This is a genomic window from Pseudomonas sp. R32 (assembly GCF_009866705.1).
Taxonomy (GTDB): domain Bacteria; phylum Pseudomonadota; class Gammaproteobacteria; order Pseudomonadales; family Pseudomonadaceae; genus Aquipseudomonas; species Aquipseudomonas donghuensis.
Genome location: NZ_CP019396.1, coordinates 2,548,100 through 2,564,255 on the forward strand (window position 1 = coordinate 2,548,100; position 16,156 = coordinate 2,564,255).

Below are 16,156 nucleotides of genomic sequence, written 5' to 3' on the forward strand. Positions count from 1 at the left end.
TCGTGCTCAAGTTTCACGACCTGCTGCCGAAGCAATATGGCACTGTGCCATATACCAGGACATCCCATGTTGAAAAAGCTGCTCCAGGCCACCGCGATCATCGCCACCCTGTCGATGACCGGCTGTGTGTCCTACAACGTCACCGGCCCTCTGGGCGCTCCGCAACATCCAGCCGCCACCACCAGCCCACGTACGGCGCAGGTCGCTGACGTGGCGGTCTCGGCACCAGGCATCGACGAGGCCACGCGCAAGGCCATCAGCCGTTCGCTGACTGCGCAACTCGACCAGTACGTCGAGGCCGGCAAGTACTTCAAACAGGTCAGCCAATACCCGACACGCCTGGATGAGCAGGACGTCATGCTCAAATTCAACATGACCTCGCTCAAGGGCCATCGCGGCCCCCATCCGGGCTATGTGCCGGGCGCGTTGCTGACCCTGACCGTGTGGATCTGGGTCAACGGCCCGATCTACGTCGACACCTTCGATGTCGCCGGTGACCTGGTGATCGAGGACCGTAACGGCAAGGCCCTGGCCAGCTCCCGCCAGGAACTCAAGCTTGAGCGCAACGTCGGCCTCTACCGCCGTGAATACTGGGCGCCGACCCTGGGGGCACCGCAGCTCAATGAAGTGGTTGCCAAGCTGCTCGACGACGCCACGCTGAAACTGGCCAAACAGTAACGACAAGGACGATTCCCATGCTGCGTATCATCAAAGCCAACCTGCTGCTCGGCGCTGTGCTGCTGACCGGCTGCGTCTCCTATTCGCAACACGAACTGGCGCCAGTGCAGAGCTGGCCGCCACAGGCGCAAGCCCAGGCGGTGAAACCGACCGCCTATGTGCGCACCACCGCGCAATACCAGGTCAATCGCGGCCAGCCCAATGCCACCGCCGGCAAGCCGGCCGAGGCCTGGGAGCAGGCACTGGTCGACACCTACAAGCAGTCCGGGCGCTTTGCCCGGGTGAGCACGGAAAAGGTCACGGCGGATATCTACGCCGAATCGACCCTGACCAACCACGAACAGTACAACGTGGCGTCGGCGATCATCACCGGGGCGACCTTCTTCATCATCCCGTCCACGGCGCGCAACACCTTCACCCTTGATACGGTGTTCAAGGACAAGGACGGCAAGGAATTGGGGCGCATCAGCAAGAGCGAGTCGGTACGCACCTGGATGCACCTGGTGCTGATCGTCGGGATTCCCTTCCAGCAGGACACCAGCGAACTGGTCCGCCAGTTGACCCAAAGCACGCTGGACGAGGCGGTCAAGCGTCAGTTGTTGTAAGGCCTCATTGCTGCAAGCCAACGCCTACAGGCCCTGCACCAACCCTGTGGGAGCCGGCCTTGCCGGCGATGGGCTACGCAGTAGCCCCGCACAACAATCGCTCGACCTGCGCCAGCTCCCAGGTGCTGAGCAAACTCACCGGATCGGTGCCCCATTGCCAGCACTCGAGCGTGCCTTCGCGGCCGTCGCTGCTGCGGCACGTGAGGCAATGGTGCAGGTGGGTTCCGTCGAAATCCAGGCTCAGGCGCCAGCCGTCGATATCGACCTCAACGCCGACACGCCGCAACGGACGAACGCCGAGGGCGGCATCACGCAGTTGCTGGCACACCTCACGGGCACTCAGGGCTGGCATCTATTTCTCGCTCTCAAGGTACATGGCCTGGGCGACGGGGTCGCGAGGACGCTGAGCATAGTGCGTGCCGGCGCCGCTGTCAGCCGTTGTCCAGGCTTGATCTGCAGCGGCCTAGTGGGTAGCGTGCGCACCTTGGTCTTTTGAGTATCGGTTATGACCCTGATGGAACGACTCTTCACCTGCGCGTTTGGATTGAGCGCAATGGCCCCGGCCCTGGCTGCCGACAACCTGGCTATTCAACACTGGACCCAGCCCAGCGGCGCGCGGGTCTACCTGTTGCCTCAAAGCCAGGCCAGCGACCTGCAGATCCAGGTTGACTTCGATGCCGGCAGCCGCCGCGACCCACTGGATCAACCGGGCCTGGCGGTGCTCGGCGCAGCGCTTGCGGTGGAAGGTGTCCATGCCCAGGGCGATGCCCCGGAGCTGAACGGCAACGCGCTGCGAATGGCCTGGATGCGCCTGGACAGTGAACTGAATACCCAGGTCGATGCCGACCGCTTCAGCTACATCCTGAAAATCACCGACACCAGTGCCCAGCGCCAGGCCGAGGCCACGGCGTTGCTAGGTCGGCAGATTGCCGAACCGGCCTTTGCCGGCAGCATCTGGTTCCGGGCCAAGCCGTATTACATTCGCCAGGTCAACGGCGAAACCACCCGGCGTTTTGCCGGGGTAGGGCAACGCTTTGCCCAGGCGGTGTATGGCGACCACCCCTATGGCCGCGAGCTGACCCGCCCGGGACTGCAGCGCAACAAGCAGATCGACCTGGACGAGTACGCGCTGCCGTTCGGCTATGCCCTGACCCCGGCCATGGTCGAGCGCACCCGCATGGAAGATTTGCGCACGCATTACAGTGCAATGATGCTGCCATGCCGGGCCACGGTCAGCCTGGTCGGCAATCTTGACCGGGCTCAGGCCGATGCCGTGGCCAATGCAGTGCTTGGGCGCTTGCCGAGCGGTCATTGCCCAGCGTTGCCAGCGCTGCCCAAAGTGCAGGCGTTGAGCCAGGCCAGCCGCCAGCAACTGGAACCGCAGCAGGGTACGATCTGGATACAGATCGGCCAGCCGGCAGTGCCACGCAGCGACCCGGACTTTTTCCCGTTGCTGCTGGGCAGCGACATTCTCGGTGGCGAGCACTGGCCGACGCGGCTCAATCGGGCCGTGGGCGCTGAGCTTGGCGGCGATGTCAGTTGGGAATCGGCCAGCTACTTCGCCATGGGCCAACAGGCCGGGGCCTTCGTGATCTCGCTGGAAGTCCCTGCCGGGCATCAGGAGCAGGCACAGAAGGCGGCCCATCAGGCGTTGACGCGCTTTGTCAGCGAGGGCCCGAGCGCCGAGGAACTGGCTGAGGCCAAGGCGCGGCTACTCGAGCTTTTTGCCGGCACCAGCCGCCACCGCCTGCTTGAGCATGTCGCGCAGATCGCCTTGAACGGCTTGCCGGACGATACCCTGGTGACCTGGCGCCAACAGCTTGAGGCGGTGACGCCTGCGCAAGTCAAGGCGGCGTTCAAACGCGTCGTTCAGCCACAGAAGCTGGCGACCGTAGTGGCGGGGCAAGATCTGTAGGAGCGGCGGTGCGGCGATCCGACTTGCCCCGCGAAAAGGGGATTGTGAAATTTCCCACGCATCATGATAATGAGAGTAATTACCATTAATGTGTGATCACCCTCGTGCCGAGCTCTGTCGACTCCAAGGCTATCGTCGCCCACCTCTATAGCGACCATCATCGCTGGTTGCGCGCCTGGCTGTACCGCCGGCTGAACTGCCCGCACGATGCGGCGGACCTGGCCCAGGACACCTTCGTCCGGGCCATGACCAGCAGCGCCTTGCCCGCCCTTGAAGAACCCCGCGCCTTTCTCGCCACCGTCGCCCGCCGTCTGCTGAGCAACTTGTTCCGCCGTCGTGCGCTGGAGCAGGCCTACCTCGACGAGCTGGCGTGCCTGCCCGAACACTGCATGCCCTCGGCCGAAGACGTGGTGCTGGTGCGTGAAGCGCTGGCCGAAATCGACCGCGTGCTCGATGGCCTGCCGGTGCGGGTGCGTCACGCCTTTATCCTGCATCGCCTCGAAGGCATGAACCAGCCGAGCATTGCCGAGCATCTGGGGGTGTCGCTGGCCACGGTCGAGCGCGACCTGCGCCGGGCCTTCGTGCATTGCCTGAGCGCGAGGCCGGAATGAGCAACACACCACTGGACCGCGCCACCCACGAAGCAGTGGACTGGCTGCTCAAGCTGGAGAATGTTCCTGCCGGGAGCCCGTTGCTGGTGGCGTTCAACAGCTGGCTCGAGCAGTCTCCCGGCCACCAGGCCGCTTGGCAGCGGGTCAATGCCTTGCTTGGCGAACCCCTGGCCGATCTGCAGCAAGCCGAACAGCGCAACCCCGGCCAGTTGGCCATGGCCAGCCGCAGTTTGCGTGCCTTGCCTTCGCCGTCGCGGCGCAAAGCGCTGGGCGGCGGTCTGGCGATGTTGTTGCTGGGGCTGGGCGCCGGTGCAATTGGTAATCGGGTGGCGCCGCTGGGCGATTTGCTTGCCGACCTGCGCACCGGCACCGGTGAACGGCGTACCTTCACCCTGGCCGATGGTTCGCGCCTGTGCCTGAACGCGCGCAGCGCGGTGGATGTGCGTTTCAGCGCCGGGCAGCGGTTGGTGCTGCTGCGCGACGGTGAGCTGCAAGCCAATGTGGCCGCAGAACCGGGCCGACCCTTTATCGTCGCTACCCGCGAAGGCCAGGTGCAAGCCCTGGGTACGCGCTTTAGCGTGCGCCAGGAAGAGCGCCAGAGCCTGGTTTCGGTACAACAGCACAGCGTCATGCTCAGCAGCGGCAGTGCGCCAGCCCAGCGCGTGGAAGAGGGCCAGGCCTTCCGTTTTGATGGCCACGGCAGCCAGCCTGTGGCGGCCTCACTACACACCCGTGCGAGCTGGGCCGATGGCCGCATCGATGTCCGCGACGAGCCACTGGGCGAGCTGATCGAGGCCTTGCGCCCGTACCGCGCCGGGCTGTTGCGCATCAGCCCGCAGGCCGCGCAGGTGCGCGTCTACGGCAGCTTCCCGCTGGATGACAGCGAGCGTACCTTGCGCTCCCTGGCCGAGACCCTGCCGATCCGGGTCGACAGCTTTGGCGGCTGGCTGACCCGTATCGATGTGATCTGAATAAAAATAATTAAGATTTCGCTGAGGGGGTTCGGTTACTGGCGTGTCCTCGTTATGGACAACAACCTCGAACGAGCCAACACCTCCATGCCCGACTCCATGATCCGCCCCAGCCTGCTGGCCCTTGCCATCGCCCTGGGCAGCAGTGCGCCGCTGTACGCGCAGGCGCAAACCGACAGCAGCGTCAGCGCCAGCCAGCGTTTTGATATCCCGGCCGGGGACCTGGGCGAAGCCTTGAGCCACATTGCCCGCCAGTCCGGCCGAGTGCTGTCGGTCAAGCCGGCACTGTTGCAGGGCAAGCGCTCGGCAGCGGTCAGCGGTCAGTTCACTCCCGAGCAAGCGGCGACCCAGGCCCTCAATGGCAGCGGCCTTAATCTCAACATCACCGCCGGCGGCACCTGGAACCTGGTGCCGGCCGAGCAGAGCGGGGCGCTGGAACTGGGCCTGACCCAGATCGTTTCCAACGCCGGCGAAGATGCCTGGGGGCCGGTTCAGGGCTATGTGGCCAAGCGCACCGGCACTGCGACCAAGACCGACACCTCGGTGCTGGAAGTACCGCAGACCATCAACGTCATCACCCAGGATGAAATCAAGGCGCTCGGCTCGCAGACGGTCACCCAGGCCCTGCGCTACACCCCGGGTATCACCGGCGGTGGTTTCTCCGACCGGGTCGGGATTTTCGACGAGCCGACCTCCCGCGGCTTCAGCCCGACGCCGCTGTACCTGGACGGCCTGCACCTGCCTTATGGCGGCGGCAGTACTGGCGGTGCGCTGCAGATCGATCCGTACGCGCTGGAACGTATCGAGGTGATGAAGGGCCCGGCCTCGGTGCTCTATGGCCAGAACCAGCCAGGTGGCCTGATCAACATGGTCTCCAAGCGCCCGACCGCGACGCCGCTGCATGAAGTCAAACTCGGTGGCGGCAGCCAGGACCGGCGTTACGGCGCGTTCGACTTTGCCGGCCCGGTGGATGACCAGGGTGAGTACCAGTACCGCGTGACCGGCATGGGCCTGGACAAGAACGGCGAGGCCGACTACGTCGAACAGCAGCGCTACATGATCGCCCCGAGCCTGACCTGGAGCCCCAACGAGCAGACGCGCCTGACCGTTTACGGCCACTACCAGCGCGACAACGGCGTGCCGGAAGCCCAGGGCCTGCCGGCGGTGGGCACGGTGTTTGCCAGCCCCAATGGGCGGATCAAGCGCAGCCGTTTCATCGGCGAGCCGGGGGTCAACTCCTACGATCGCGAGCAGTACACCTTTGGCTATGAAGTCAGTCATGAGCTGGACGACGTCTGGACCCTCAAGCAGAACACCCGCTACGCCTACGTCGATGACAAATACCGGGCGCCGCTGCACGGCTACGCCTTCGTGCCCAACCCGGTCACCGGGGCCGACGACCAGAGCGCCATGACCCGCTTCGGGGTCGACTGGGCCCAGCGCAACAAGGTGTTTGGCATCGATAACATGGCCCAGGCCAAGTTCAACACCTTCGACGTCGCCCACACCCTGTTGATCGGCGTTGATTACTACCACTCCAACTCCAAATTCCTCGGCCTGTACGACCGCAATCCGCCGGTCATCGACCTGTACAACCCGGTGTACGGCAAGCCAATGAACTTCGGCCAGCCGTTCAAGTGGGACCGCACCATCAATCAGACCGGCCTGTACGTGCAGGATCAGCTCAAGTGGGACAACTGGTTCCTGACCCTCGGTGGCCGCTACGACCGGGCCGAGGCCGATAACAAGGAGCCGATCGCTGGCACCCATACCACCGTCAAGGACGAGAAGTTCACCGGCCGCGCGGGGCTTGGCTATGCCTTCGACAATGGCGTGACGCCTTATGTCAGCTACTCCGAGTCGTTCCTGCCGCTGAGCGGTGCCGACTACGCGGGCAAGGCGTTCGAGCCGTCCACCGGCAAGCAGGTCGAGGCGGGTATCAAGTACCAACCGCCTGGCCAGGACAGCTTCATTCAGTTGTCGGTGTACGAGATCAACCAGCAGAACATCCTCACCGCCGACGTCGGCAACCCCGGCTTCAACAGCCAGGTTGGCGAACTGCGCTCGCGTGGCGTCGAGCTTGAAGGCAAGGCCAACCTCACCGATAACCTGGGCCTGATCGCTTCGGTATCGCGCAACGACGTGGTTTACACCAAGGACAACGATGGCCGTGAAGGTCGTCATCCGTCGGGCACCCCGCCGATGACCGCATCGCTGTGGCTGGACTATCACTTCACCGGTGATACCCCGATTGCCGGCCTAGGCATGGGTCTGGGTGCACGTTATGTGCGCGGCAGTGACGGCACCGATTTTGCCGATGGCCACTTCAGCATCCCGTCCTATACCGTGTACGACGGCATGGTCTCCTACGACTTGCAGCAGTCGCCATTGCGCCTGAAAGGGGTGAAGTTGCAGGTCAATCTGCAGAACCTGGAAGACAAGGTGTATGTCAGCCGTTGCACCAGCGACGTGGATTGCTACTACGGCGAAGGGCGGACCCTTACCACTGACCTGACCTATAACTGGTAAGACCGACTTGCCCGGCGATGGGCTGCAAAGCAATCCCTGCTAGCGACAAGCCAGCAACCACTGACGAAACCCGGCCACCTGCGGCCGTTCCAGTGCCGTCGCCGGGTACACCAGGTAATACGCCAGCTCACTGGCGATGCCCTGTGCAAAGGGCGTCACCAGCATGCCTTCATCCAGCTCCCGCTGCACAAAGCCGCGGCGCACCAGCGCCACGCCCAGCCCCGCCTTGGCCGCTTCAATCGCGCCGTTGCTGTCTACGAACAAGGTACCGCCACTGGCCTCCACCTGTGGCGCCCCGGCTGCATCCAGCCACATCCGCCAGTCGTGGCGGTGCTCATCGTGCAGCAGGTGCACGCTGGCAAGGTCGTTGGGTTGGTGCAGGGCGTGGATGTTGCGCAAGTGCGGGCTGCACACTGGCACCAGATCATCATCCAGCAAGCGTTCGGCGACCAGCCCGTCATAGCGGCCATAGCCATGACGCACCGCCAGGTCGATGCCGTCGCGGGCGAAATCCACCAGGCGCTTGCAGGCGCTGATGCGTACATCGACACCGCTCTGCTGCGCCTCGAAACCGCCTAGCCGTGGCAGCAGCCACTGTACGGCAAACCCGGGTGTGCAACTGAGCGTCAGTACCTGCTGTCTGGCGCGCGTAGTGAGGGCACTGGTGGCCTCACGAATCATGCGAAAGGCGCTGCGCAGGGTCGCGAAATAGTCCTCGCCCTCCGGGGTGAGGCTGAGGCTGCGCGGGCGGCGGACGAACAACTGCACGCCCAGGGCCGCTTCCAGTTCCTTGATCTGCAGGCTGACCGCACCGGGGGTGACGCACAACTCGCGGGCGGCAAGGGTGATACTGACATGCCGGGCGGCGGCTTCGAAGGCGCGCAAGGCGCTGAGTGAGGGTAGGGTCATGATGCTTTAATTCACCTCAATCATCTGGCGAAAAATGCTCGTTTGTCGTGGTGCTGGTGCCCGTGAATACTGGCATTGAAGAGCTCCAGAGGCTGCCGATTGACCTTAGCAGAGCTCAATCTAGATCGCCCGTTTGAGGAGTTAGCCACGATGAATAAAGTCATGAGCCTGAGGGAGTGGGGCCTGTTGATTGCCCTGTCGATACTGTGGGGCGGTTCGTTCTTCTTCAATGGTATTGCCGTGAAGGAACTGCCGCCTTTCACCCTGGTGATGCTGCGCGTGGGGCTGGCGGCGCTGGTACTGCTTGCGCTGGTACGGCTACTGGGGCTGTACATGCCGCGCGAGTGGCGGATCTGGCGGGCGTTTTTGGCCATGGGACTGCTCAACAACCTGCTGCCATTCTGCCTGATCGTCTGGGGCCAGGCCCGCATCGGCAGCGGCCTGGCCTCGATCCTCAATGCCACCACGCCGCTGTTTGCGGTGATCGTTGCGCACCTGCTGACCGAGGACGAAAACATCAGCGTCAACAAGTTGGCCGGTGTTGCGCTGGGCTTTGTCGGCGTGGCGATCATGATCGGCTCGGCGGCCTGGTCCGGCTTGGACGGCAACCTGTGGGCACAACTGGCGGTGTTGGCGGCGGCCTTGTCATACGCCGTGGCCGGGGTTTACGGGCGGCGCTTCAAGGTCATGGGGGTGGCGCCGCTGATCACTGCCACCGGACAGATCAGTGCGTCGGCCATCTTGTTGGTGCCGCTGGCGTTGCTGATCGACCTACCCTGGACGCTGGCCGCGCCAAGCCTGGCAACCTGGGCGGCGGTGGCCGGTTTGGTGTTGCTTTCCACCGCGCTGGCCTATGTGGTGTTCTTTCGTATCCTGGCCACGGCCGGGGCGACCAACCTGATGCTGGTGACCTTCCTGATTCCGCTCAGTGCCATCGTGCTTGGCGTGCTGGTGCTGGGGGAGCGTCTGGAGACCAGGCACTTTATCGGTATGGGGCTGATTGCCCTGGGGTTGGCGGCGATCGACGGGCGCTTGCTGAAGTGGCGGCGGGTGGCGGCGGAGGATCCGGACAGTTTTATCGGCCGGGATATTTAGGTCGCAGTCAGCTTGCCGCGCTGCTGTGTCAGGCATCGCGCAACAGGTCATGGGCATCGAGCAACCGGTAGGCAATCTGCGGTTGCTTCTCCAGCGCCCGGCGGATCGCCGCCGGAATATTCTGCCGGGTCTTGCGACACAAGCCCGGCAGGTCCTCGATCTGAATGTTGATGCCGCGCATGGTCCGCACTTCATTGAAGCTCGGAGTGATCTGCACGCGAATGCCCAACTGCTCATACAAGCGTCGTTGCATGTGCTCCAGCTCCGACAGGCTCTGCAGGTTCTCCAGGCGCTCGAGCAGGCGCTTTTCTTCCTGGCGCGTCAGCAGCAGGATGCGCGGGTCCTGCAGCGTCTCGCGGCCGCAATCACAGGCGCCGGGCGGGCAGGGGGTGCGGGTGGGCAGGGTGGCGTTCATGCCTTGCAGCATAGCGAATCCAGCGCCCTCTGCCATGGGCTCGGTGCAGCGCTTTGTCGGTAGCGTATTTATCCGATACGCTCGCCACCTTGAGGCCGCCGGACGTGTTTGAGCTGGCCGAATGTGTAGAGGAGTGAATCGCTCATGCTGGGACAGCAACTGCAACTGCAAAGTGTATTGACCGGCCGCGCCGTGCCTTTTACCCGCCCGGGTTCAGCCAGCGCCATCGCCAAGGCCCCACGCGACGGCGAGGTGGCCGTGACCGAACTGGGCCTGGCCGGCGACGAGCAAGGCGACTTGCGGGTGCATGGCGGGATCGAAAAGGCCATCCATCACTATCCACGTGAACACTATGCTGCCTGGGCGGCGGAGCTGGGCGAACATCCCCTGCTGCAGGCACCGGGTGCTTTCGGCGAAAACCTCAGCACCTGTGGCTGGACCGAGCAGAGCGTATGCCTGGGCGACCGTTTTCGCGCCGGCACGGCCTTGCTGGAGATCTCCCAGGGGCGCATGCCGTGCTGGAAGCTCAACGACCGTTTCGGGGTCGGGGACATGTCCCTGCGGGTGCAGCAAAGCGGTCGCACCGGCTGGTACTACCGGGTGCTGGAGGAGGGCGTGCTGGCCGCCGGGATGAGTATCGAGCTGATCGCTCGGCCGCATCCGCAGTGGTCGGTGGCGCGCTTGTCGTCAGTGCTGTTCGACAAGCAGGTCGATCTCGAGGTCATTCGCCAGTGCCTGGAACTGCCGTTGGCTGCCTCTTGGCGCCGGACGCTTTCGCGGCGTCTGGAAAAGGCCGAAGTCGAGGACTGGGCACCGCGGCTGCAAGGGCCGGGCGTCGAAAGATCTTGAAAGGGGTTGGGCAACTAGTCAGTCGGCCATCGCTGAACAAGCCCGCTCCTACAAGGCAGGAGCGGGCTTGCCCGGCGATCGCAATCAGGCAGCCGTACCCAGCTGCTTCACCACCTGACCCTTGACGGCCTGCTTGCGGCACGCGTCGCCAAAGGCCTGGAACATCTTCACCGAGTCCGGGTTTTTCGCCGCTTGCCATTCCGGGTGCCATTGCACCGCGAAGAGGAAAGGCGACAGGCTCGGGGCGTGGATGGCTTCGACCAGGCCGTCTTCGGCGCGGGCCAGGGGCTCGATGCCTTCGCCGAGGTTTTTCAGGCCCTGGCCGTGCAGCGAGTTGACGCGGATTTCATCGCTCTGCAGCAGCTTGTGCAGCCAGCTGCCTTGCTCCAGTTTGACGCTGTGAACCGCGCTGTACTGCACATCGACCGGATCGTCCGGGTTTTCCCGGTGGTCGTTGAAGCCTGGCTCGGCGTAGACCTTCTGGTAGATGTCGCCACCCAGGGCGACGTTGATTTCCTGCATGCCACGGCAAATGCCGAAGATCGGCAGGCCACGGGCGATAGCCAGTTGTACCAGCGGCAGGTCGAACAGGTCGCGGTCGCGGTCCTGGGCCTTGCCCGGGGTTTCGTTCTCCTGGCCGTACAGGGCCGGGTCGATGTTGCTGCCGGCGCCGGTCAGGTAAACACCGTCGGCCATGTCCAGGTAGGCTTCGAGGTCGTCGGTGCCGCAGCAGGTTGGCACCAGCACAGGTACGCAACCGGCGTGTTCAACCAGCGGTACGATGTATTTGTGGGTCATGACTTGATAGTCGTGGCCTTTGCGCTCCTGGGAGCCCATGGTCATCAGCACGACGGGTTTGCGAGGGGTTTGATTCTTATTGCCAATGTTGCTGTTGGGCATATGTCACCTTGGGACAGGCGCAGCCTGTCATTATTGTGCAGGCGCGCTGCTGAAACCTTTGCGCTGCCTGAGGTTTCGAGCACTGCCGGTACGCCAAGCAAGGGGCTGTATCCGGTCGAAACCTGTCATATAGCTTGCCAGAGCCGTTTAATATGTCAAACGACTTCAGATTGCATGGGCGAAGCTTGAGATTGCCTGGATGCAATTATCGGCCTGCAGGCCCCGGTAACTGGCATGGCGCCTGGTGCGGCCAGTTCATTATATTTAACAAGGTCCGGTGAATGGCCGAAGCAGCGCCTGCGCGGCTTTGCTGCATCGCGCGGTTTCTCTTAAGCTGGCTGTCACCGATGACTACCAGCCTGAACCATGCCCACTCCAAGACCGTCCCTGACCCTGACCCTGCTGCAAGCCCGCGAAGCCGCCATGGCCTTCTTCCGCCCCTCGCTCAATGCCCATGGCCTGACCGAACAACAATGGCGGGTGATCCGCATCCTGCGCCAACAAGGCGAACTGGAAAGCCATCAACTGGCCGAGCAGGCCTGCATCCTCAAGCCAAGCATGACCGGCGTGCTGGCGCGCCTGGAGCGTGACGGCCTGGTGCGGCGCAAGAAGTCGACCCAGGACCAGCGCCGGGTGTTCGTGGGCCTGACCGAACAGGGCCAGCAGTGCTTCGTCGACATGAGCGAAGACATGGAACACAACTATCAGCGCATCCTCGAACAGTTCGGCGAAGACAAACTGCAAGCACTGTTGGGCCTGCTCAACAGCCTGAAAAACATCAAGCCCTGAGCGCCGTTTTGGCGCACTGGCCGCTTGCTACCTATACTGTGCCCATCCGCAACAGCGTGCCGTCGTTGACTGGAGCCAGGCGTCTCTGTTCCCGTGGTCGTGACTTTCTGAAGTAGCAGGACGCGAGTCGTCAATTCATAACGCTACAAAGGGGTTGGATCATGGATATTGTCAGTCTGATCATTCAGATTGTTGCCGGTGTGGTGGGCGGCAACGCAGCCGGTATGAGCAAGCAGAGCATGGGCCCGTTACTCAACTCGATCTTCGGTGGAGTGGGTGGGGTGATTGTCGGGCAGATACTCGCAGCCTTTACCGGTGAACCCGGTGCGGCGGTGGCCGCGGGCGGTTCGCTGGACCTGCCGGCACTGATCAGCAGTATTGTCGGTGGCGGTGCGGGGGGCGCGGTGCTCACCTTCATCGCCGGCCTGATCAAGTCGAAAATGCACCCTCAGTAATATACCCGGCCTGCCCCTGCTGGCAGGGGCAGGCCTGTTCAGAAGTACTTCAGCCAGCTGATATCGCGGCGCCGCGCCTTGAGCGCGGCGAACCAGCGCACCGGCCGATAGAGCGCAACGCTCAGGACGATTGCTGTCAGCCACACTGCCCAGACCCCGTCGAAACCAAAGTAGCTGCCCTGGTTCAGGCCAAAGCAGGTGACGGCGATCAGGTACAGCAGCTTCAGCACATATAAATGCAGCAGGTAGAAGAACATCGGCGCGGCGCCGAACACGCTCAGCACCTGGATCGCACGGCTGTCTTGCAGCTGCTCGAACCTGCGCAGCAGCAACAGGCCGACGCCCAGGGTCAGGGCCAGAAACAGCAGCGAAGGTGGGTACTTGGTAATGTTGAAAAAGCTCATCAGGGTGCGCAGCGTGGTTTGCGCCACTTGCCACGGCGCCTCACCGTAGCCATTGAGCAGGCGTAGCAGCAGGAAGCCCACGAGGGCGCCAGTGCCACTGAGCAGTAGCTTGCGTTGGCGGGCCCGCGCGTTGGCATCACGGCCAAACCAAGGGCCCATGGCATAACCCAGGGCAATCACGCCGATCCATGGCAGCAGGGGGTAGGAAGTGCGCAGGCGCAGGCTGCCCGACAGGTCGATCCAGCCACGATCATGCAGCACGGCCCACGGGAGGTGCAGCGCTGAACCTGGCGCGAAGTGCAGCGGATCGAGCAGGTTGTGGCCAACGACGATCAGCGCACCGAGCACCACCAGCAGCGGCCGCGGCAACCACACCAGGCCGGCCAGGGCGATCATGCTCAGGCCGATGGCCCAGATCACTTGCAGGTAGATCACCTTCGGCGGCAACTCCAGGGTCCAGGCCAGGCTGACCAGGGTGAATTCCAGCAACACCAGCACCAGGCCACGTTTGAACAGGAAGGCCGAGACCGCGGCTTTGCCCTGATGCTTTTCGCCGTACAGGTAGGCCGACAGGCCGGTGAGCAGGACGAACACCGGTGCGCACAAATGGGCGAGGGTACGGCTGAGAAACAGCCAGGGGTCGGTGCTGGCGACGTCCATCGGGTCGCTGACCTGGCGGTGCAGGAAGAAGGTTTCGCGCACATGGTCGAGCAGCATGAAGACGATGACCAGGCCGCGCAGGGCGTCGATGCAGAGCAGGCGTTGGTTGGCGAGTGGCATGGGTGAGGTAGCGGTCGTGGAGTGATTGGTTGATGCGTTATAACATAACCAGTATTTCCCGCAAGCAAACTAGGGCTGCTGTGCAGCCCATCGCCGGCAAGGCCAGCTCCCACAGGATTGGCGCTGGCCTTGGGAACTGCTCAGAACTTGTGGGAGCTGGCTTTGCCAGCGATGCAAGGCGAAGCCTTGCCCAAAGGCCTCAGTGCAGTATCTGCGCCAGGAAGCCCTTGGCCCGTGCGCTCTGCGGGTTGTTGAAGAACGCCTCGGGGCTGGCGTCTTCAATGATCTGGCCGCCATCGAGAAACAGCACCCGCTCGGCCACCTGGCGGGCAAAGCCCATCTCGTGGGTGACGCAGAGCATGGTCATGCCGGTGTCAGCCAGTTTCACCAGCACGTCCAGCACTTCGGCGACCATCTCCGGGTCCAGCGCCGAGGTTGGTTCGTCGAACAGCATGATCTTCGGCTTCATGCACAGCGCCCGGGCAATCGCTACCCGTTGTTGCTGGCCGCCGGACAGTTGGCTGGGGTACTTGCCGGCCTGGCTTTCGATGCCCACCTTGTTCAGGTAGAAGCGCGCGCGTTCCTCGGCCTCCTTGCGCGACAGGCCGCGTACGCTCATGGGCGCCAGGGTGCAGTTGTCGAGCACGCTCATGTGCGGGAACAGGTTGAAGTGCTGGAACACCATGCCGATTTCGCTGCGCACTTCGGCGGCCTGGCGGGTGGTCAGGGAAAGGTCGGTGTCGTTGACGCGGATGTTGCCCTGTTCGGCAATTTCCAGGCGGTTGATGCAGCGGATCAGCGTCGATTTGCCTGAACCGGAAGGGCCGCACAGGACGATGCGCTCACCCTCGCGCACGTTGAGGTTGATGTCGCGTAGCACATGGAAGGCGCCGTAGTGCTTGTTCAGGCCCTCGATGGTCACCACGACCTTGCGCGGGTCGGCCTGAGGGGCAGGGGTTGGGGTAGCAAGGCTCAGTGAAGCGGTCATGTTGTTATTCTCCCGCGATCAGTTGAAGCGGTCCGCGCGATAAGGCGCAGGATCGGCAAATGGCGTTTCGCCGGTGATCAGCTCCGCCAGCAGGCGTCCGGTCACCGGGCCCAGGGTCAGGCCGTGGTGGGCATGGCCGAAGTTGAACCACAGGCCCTTGTGGCGAGCGGCCGGGCCGATCACCGGGCGCATGTCCGGCAGGCACGGGCGGCGGCCCAGCCAGGGCTCGGCATCGACCCGCTCACCCAGCGGGAAGACCTTGCGCGCCAAGGCTTCGCAGCGCTGCAGCTGGATCTGGTTGGCGGCATCGGTGCTGGCGGCGAACTCGATGCCAGTGGTCAGGCGGATGCCCATGGCCATGGGCGCGAGCACGTAACCGCCCTGGGCATCGCAGATCGAATGCTTGAGCTCGGCGCCGTCACGGGCGCGGTAATGCATGTGATAACCGCGCTTGATCTCCAGCGGAATGCGATAACCCAGCGGCTTGAACAGCTCGGCCGACTGTGGCCCGAGGGCGACCACCGCCTCGGGTGCGGTGATTGGCCCCTGGCGGCTGTCGACCTGCCACTCGCTGCCGATCTGGCGCAGGGTGCGGGCGTCGCCGTGGATGAACTGGCCGCCACGCTGGACGAACAGCGCCGCATAGCCGCGGGTCAGGCCGCCGGGGTTGCTGACGGTCTTGGGGTCGAGCCAGTGAATGCCGCCGACCACGTTGTCGCTGAGGTCCACTTCGCGTGCGTGCAGTTGCTGGCGATCGAGGATTTCGTACTTCAAGCCATAGGCTTGCAGCGCATGGGCGTCGGCCACGGCTTTTTGGTAGGCGTCTTCATTGCGGTACACCTCGATCCAGCCGCTGGCCTTGACCAGCTCGCCGAGGCCCGCTGCTTCGATCAGCGCGTCGTGCTCTTCGACGCAGCGCTGCACCAGCGGCAGCATGGCCTGGGTGGCCACGGCCAGGCCCGCTGGCGAAGAGTTTTTCCAGTACTTGAACAGCCATGGGCTGATCTTCGGCAGGTAGGTGAAGCTGTAGCGCACGTCGGGCTGACGGTTCAGGCCATAGCGCAAAAGGCTCGACAACTCGTGGGGGAAGGCATAGGGGATGACGCTGGAGCGCTCGATCAGCCCGGCGTTGCCGTGGCTGGTGCCGCTGCCAGGCTCTTGGTGATCGATGAGGATCACCTTGCGCCCGCGTGCCTGCAAATGAAGGGCCGTGCAGACGCCGACGATGCCGGCACCCAGAACGATGGTTTGACAATGCATTGG

Annotated in this window: 17 protein-coding genes; 10 read left to right on the forward strand and 7 right to left on the reverse strand. The window is 63.7% G+C overall.

Annotation, left to right across the window (positions count from 1 at the left end; all coding sequences use genetic code 11):
• The first annotated feature begins 66 nt into the window (after positions 1–66).
• Both PspR32_RS11880 and PspR32_RS11885 read left to right on the forward strand, forming a co-directional pair.
• Positions 67–678: a hypothetical protein gene (locus tag PspR32_RS11880; protein ID WP_010221989.1), complete on the forward strand. Its 612-nt coding sequence runs from the start codon at positions 67–69 to the stop codon at positions 676–678.
• Between the two features lie 17 nt (positions 679–695).
• Positions 696–1,283 (forward strand): hypothetical protein, encoded by a 588-nt coding sequence (locus tag PspR32_RS11885; protein WP_010221990.1) that lies wholly within the window; start codon positions 696–698, stop codon positions 1,281–1,283.
• Positions 1,284–1,356: 73 nt separating this feature from the next.
• On the opposite strand, the gene PspR32_RS11890 is transcribed toward PspR32_RS11885, so the two are convergent.
• The gene (locus tag PspR32_RS11890) at positions 1,357–1,635 is read right to left on the reverse strand and encodes a DUF7693 family protein (protein ID WP_010221991.1); all 279 of its coding nucleotides are present in this window, start codon (positions 1,633–1,635) and stop codon (positions 1,357–1,359) included.
• 201 nt (positions 1,636–1,836) lie between these two features.
• Between PspR32_RS11890 and PspR32_RS11895 the strand changes: the two genes are divergently transcribed.
• From PspR32_RS11895 to PspR32_RS11910, 4 genes are all read left to right on the forward strand, one after another.
• Positions 1,837–3,198, forward strand: coding sequence for a M16 family metallopeptidase (locus PspR32_RS11895; RefSeq protein ID WP_010221992.1), 1,362 nt, complete (start codon positions 1,837–1,839; stop codon positions 3,196–3,198).
• Between the two features lie 104 nt (positions 3,199–3,302).
• Positions 3,303–3,809 (forward strand): sigma-70 family RNA polymerase sigma factor, encoded by a 507-nt coding sequence (locus tag PspR32_RS11900; RefSeq protein WP_026001245.1) that lies wholly within the window; start codon positions 3,303–3,305, stop codon positions 3,807–3,809.
• Positions 3,806–4,780, forward strand: a complete 975-nt coding sequence (locus PspR32_RS11905) for a FecR domain-containing protein (RefSeq protein ID WP_010221995.1) — start codon at positions 3,806–3,808, stop codon at positions 4,778–4,780. Before PspR32_RS11900 ends, PspR32_RS11905 begins: the two co-directional genes overlap by 4 nt.
• Before the next feature lie 87 nt (positions 4,781–4,867).
• Positions 4,868–7,309, forward strand: coding sequence for a TonB-dependent siderophore receptor (locus tag PspR32_RS11910; RefSeq protein WP_159388522.1), 2,442 nt, complete (start codon positions 4,868–4,870; stop codon positions 7,307–7,309).
• A gap of 39 nt (positions 7,310–7,348) precedes the next feature.
• Here the strand turns inward: PspR32_RS11910 and gcvA are convergent, their stop codons facing one another.
• Positions 7,349–8,218, reverse strand: a complete 870-nt coding sequence (gene gcvA / locus PspR32_RS11915; protein WP_010221996.1) for a transcriptional regulator GcvA — start codon at positions 8,216–8,218, stop codon at positions 7,349–7,351.
• A 150-nt stretch (positions 8,219–8,368) separates the two neighbouring features.
• Between gcvA and PspR32_RS11920 the strand changes: the two genes are divergently transcribed.
• Positions 8,369–9,313: a DMT family transporter gene (locus PspR32_RS11920; protein ID WP_100782705.1), complete on the forward strand. Its 945-nt coding sequence runs from the start codon at positions 8,369–8,371 to the stop codon at positions 9,311–9,313.
• A gap of 28 nt (positions 9,314–9,341) precedes the next feature.
• On the opposite strand, the gene PspR32_RS11925 is transcribed toward PspR32_RS11920, so the two are convergent.
• Entirely contained in the window at positions 9,342–9,728 is a 387-nt protein-coding gene (locus PspR32_RS11925; RefSeq protein WP_010221999.1) for a hypothetical protein, read from the reverse strand.
• A gap of 144 nt (positions 9,729–9,872) precedes the next feature.
• On the opposite strand from PspR32_RS11925, the gene PspR32_RS11930 reads away from it, so the two are divergent.
• Entirely contained in the window at positions 9,873–10,577 is a 705-nt protein-coding gene (locus PspR32_RS11930) for an MOSC domain-containing protein (protein WP_010222000.1), read from the forward strand.
• A gap of 84 nt (positions 10,578–10,661) precedes the next feature.
• Here PspR32_RS11930 and PspR32_RS11935 read toward each other — a convergent pair whose 3' ends face one another.
• Positions 10,662–11,477 (reverse strand): gamma-glutamyl-gamma-aminobutyrate hydrolase family protein, encoded by an 816-nt coding sequence (locus PspR32_RS11935; RefSeq protein ID WP_010222001.1) that lies wholly within the window; start codon positions 11,475–11,477, stop codon positions 10,662–10,664.
• 366 nt (positions 11,478–11,843) lie between these two features.
• Here PspR32_RS11935 and hpaR point away from each other — a divergent pair, with 366 nt between their 5' ends.
• Both hpaR and PspR32_RS11945 read left to right on the forward strand, forming a co-directional pair.
• Positions 11,844–12,266, forward strand: coding sequence for a homoprotocatechuate degradation operon regulator HpaR (gene hpaR, locus PspR32_RS11940; protein WP_010222002.1), 423 nt, complete (start codon positions 11,844–11,846; stop codon positions 12,264–12,266).
• Between the two features lie 161 nt (positions 12,267–12,427).
• Positions 12,428–12,721, forward strand: coding sequence for a hypothetical protein (locus PspR32_RS11945; protein ID WP_010222003.1), 294 nt, complete (start codon positions 12,428–12,430; stop codon positions 12,719–12,721).
• Between the two features lie 38 nt (positions 12,722–12,759).
• On the opposite strand, the gene PspR32_RS11950 is transcribed toward PspR32_RS11945, so the two are convergent.
• The 3 genes from PspR32_RS11950 to PspR32_RS11960 form a co-directional block, all read right to left on the reverse strand.
• Positions 12,760–13,905 (reverse strand): DUF1624 domain-containing protein, encoded by a 1,146-nt coding sequence (locus PspR32_RS11950; RefSeq protein ID WP_159388523.1) that lies wholly within the window; start codon positions 13,903–13,905, stop codon positions 12,760–12,762.
• Between the two features lie 199 nt (positions 13,906–14,104).
• Entirely contained in the window at positions 14,105–14,893 is a 789-nt protein-coding gene (locus PspR32_RS11955; RefSeq protein WP_026001246.1) for an amino acid ABC transporter ATP-binding protein, read from the reverse strand.
• A gap of 18 nt (positions 14,894–14,911) precedes the next feature.
• A complete protein-coding gene (locus tag PspR32_RS11960) occupies positions 14,912–16,153 on the reverse strand; it encodes an NAD(P)/FAD-dependent oxidoreductase (protein ID WP_159388524.1) in 1,242 nt (413 codons plus the stop codon).
• Positions 16,154–16,156: the final 3 nt, after the last annotated feature.

Bases quoted from the DNA above. Each gene is read 5' to 3' on its own strand.
- PspR32_RS11930 (WP_010222000.1), top strand. From the start codon at position 9,873: ATGCTGGGACAGCAACTGCAACTGCAAAGTGTATTGACCGGCCGCGCC.
- PspR32_RS11885 (WP_010221990.1), top strand. From the start codon at position 696: ATGCTGCGTATCATCAAAGCCAACCTGCTGCTCGGCGCTGTGCTGCTG.
- PspR32_RS11960 (WP_159388524.1), bottom strand. From the start codon at position 16,153: ATGCATTGTCAAACCATCGTTCTGGGTGCCGGCATCGTCGGCGTCTGC.
- PspR32_RS11895 (WP_010221992.1), top strand. From the start codon at position 1,837: ATGGCCCCGGCCCTGGCTGCCGACAACCTGGCTATTCAACACTGGACC.
- hpaR (WP_010222002.1), top strand. From the start codon at position 11,844: ATGCCCACTCCAAGACCGTCCCTGACCCTGACCCTGCTGCAAGCCCGC.
- PspR32_RS11950 (WP_159388523.1), bottom strand. From the start codon at position 13,905: ATGCCACTCGCCAACCAACGCCTGCTCTGCATCGACGCCCTGCGCGGC.
- PspR32_RS11880 (WP_010221989.1), top strand. From the start codon at position 67: ATGTTGAAAAAGCTGCTCCAGGCCACCGCGATCATCGCCACCCTGTCG.
- gcvA (WP_010221996.1), bottom strand. From the start codon at position 8,218: ATGACCCTACCCTCACTCAGCGCCTTGCGCGCCTTCGAAGCCGCCGCC.
- PspR32_RS11905 (WP_010221995.1), top strand. From the start codon at position 3,806: ATGAGCAACACACCACTGGACCGCGCCACCCACGAAGCAGTGGACTGG.
- PspR32_RS11920 (WP_100782705.1), top strand. From the start codon at position 8,369: ATGAATAAAGTCATGAGCCTGAGGGAGTGGGGCCTGTTGATTGCCCTG.
- PspR32_RS11945 (WP_010222003.1), top strand. From the start codon at position 12,428: ATGGATATTGTCAGTCTGATCATTCAGATTGTTGCCGGTGTGGTGGGC.
- PspR32_RS11890 (WP_010221991.1), bottom strand. From the start codon at position 1,635: ATGCCAGCCCTGAGTGCCCGTGAGGTGTGCCAGCAACTGCGTGATGCC.
- PspR32_RS11910 (WP_159388522.1), top strand. From the start codon at position 4,868: ATGCCCGACTCCATGATCCGCCCCAGCCTGCTGGCCCTTGCCATCGCC.
- PspR32_RS11955 (WP_026001246.1), bottom strand. From the start codon at position 14,893: ATGACCGCTTCACTGAGCCTTGCTACCCCAACCCCTGCCCCTCAGGCC.
- PspR32_RS11935 (WP_010222001.1), bottom strand. From the start codon at position 11,477: ATGCCCAACAGCAACATTGGCAATAAGAATCAAACCCCTCGCAAACCC.
- PspR32_RS11925 (WP_010221999.1), bottom strand. From the start codon at position 9,728: ATGAACGCCACCCTGCCCACCCGCACCCCCTGCCCGCCCGGCGCCTGT.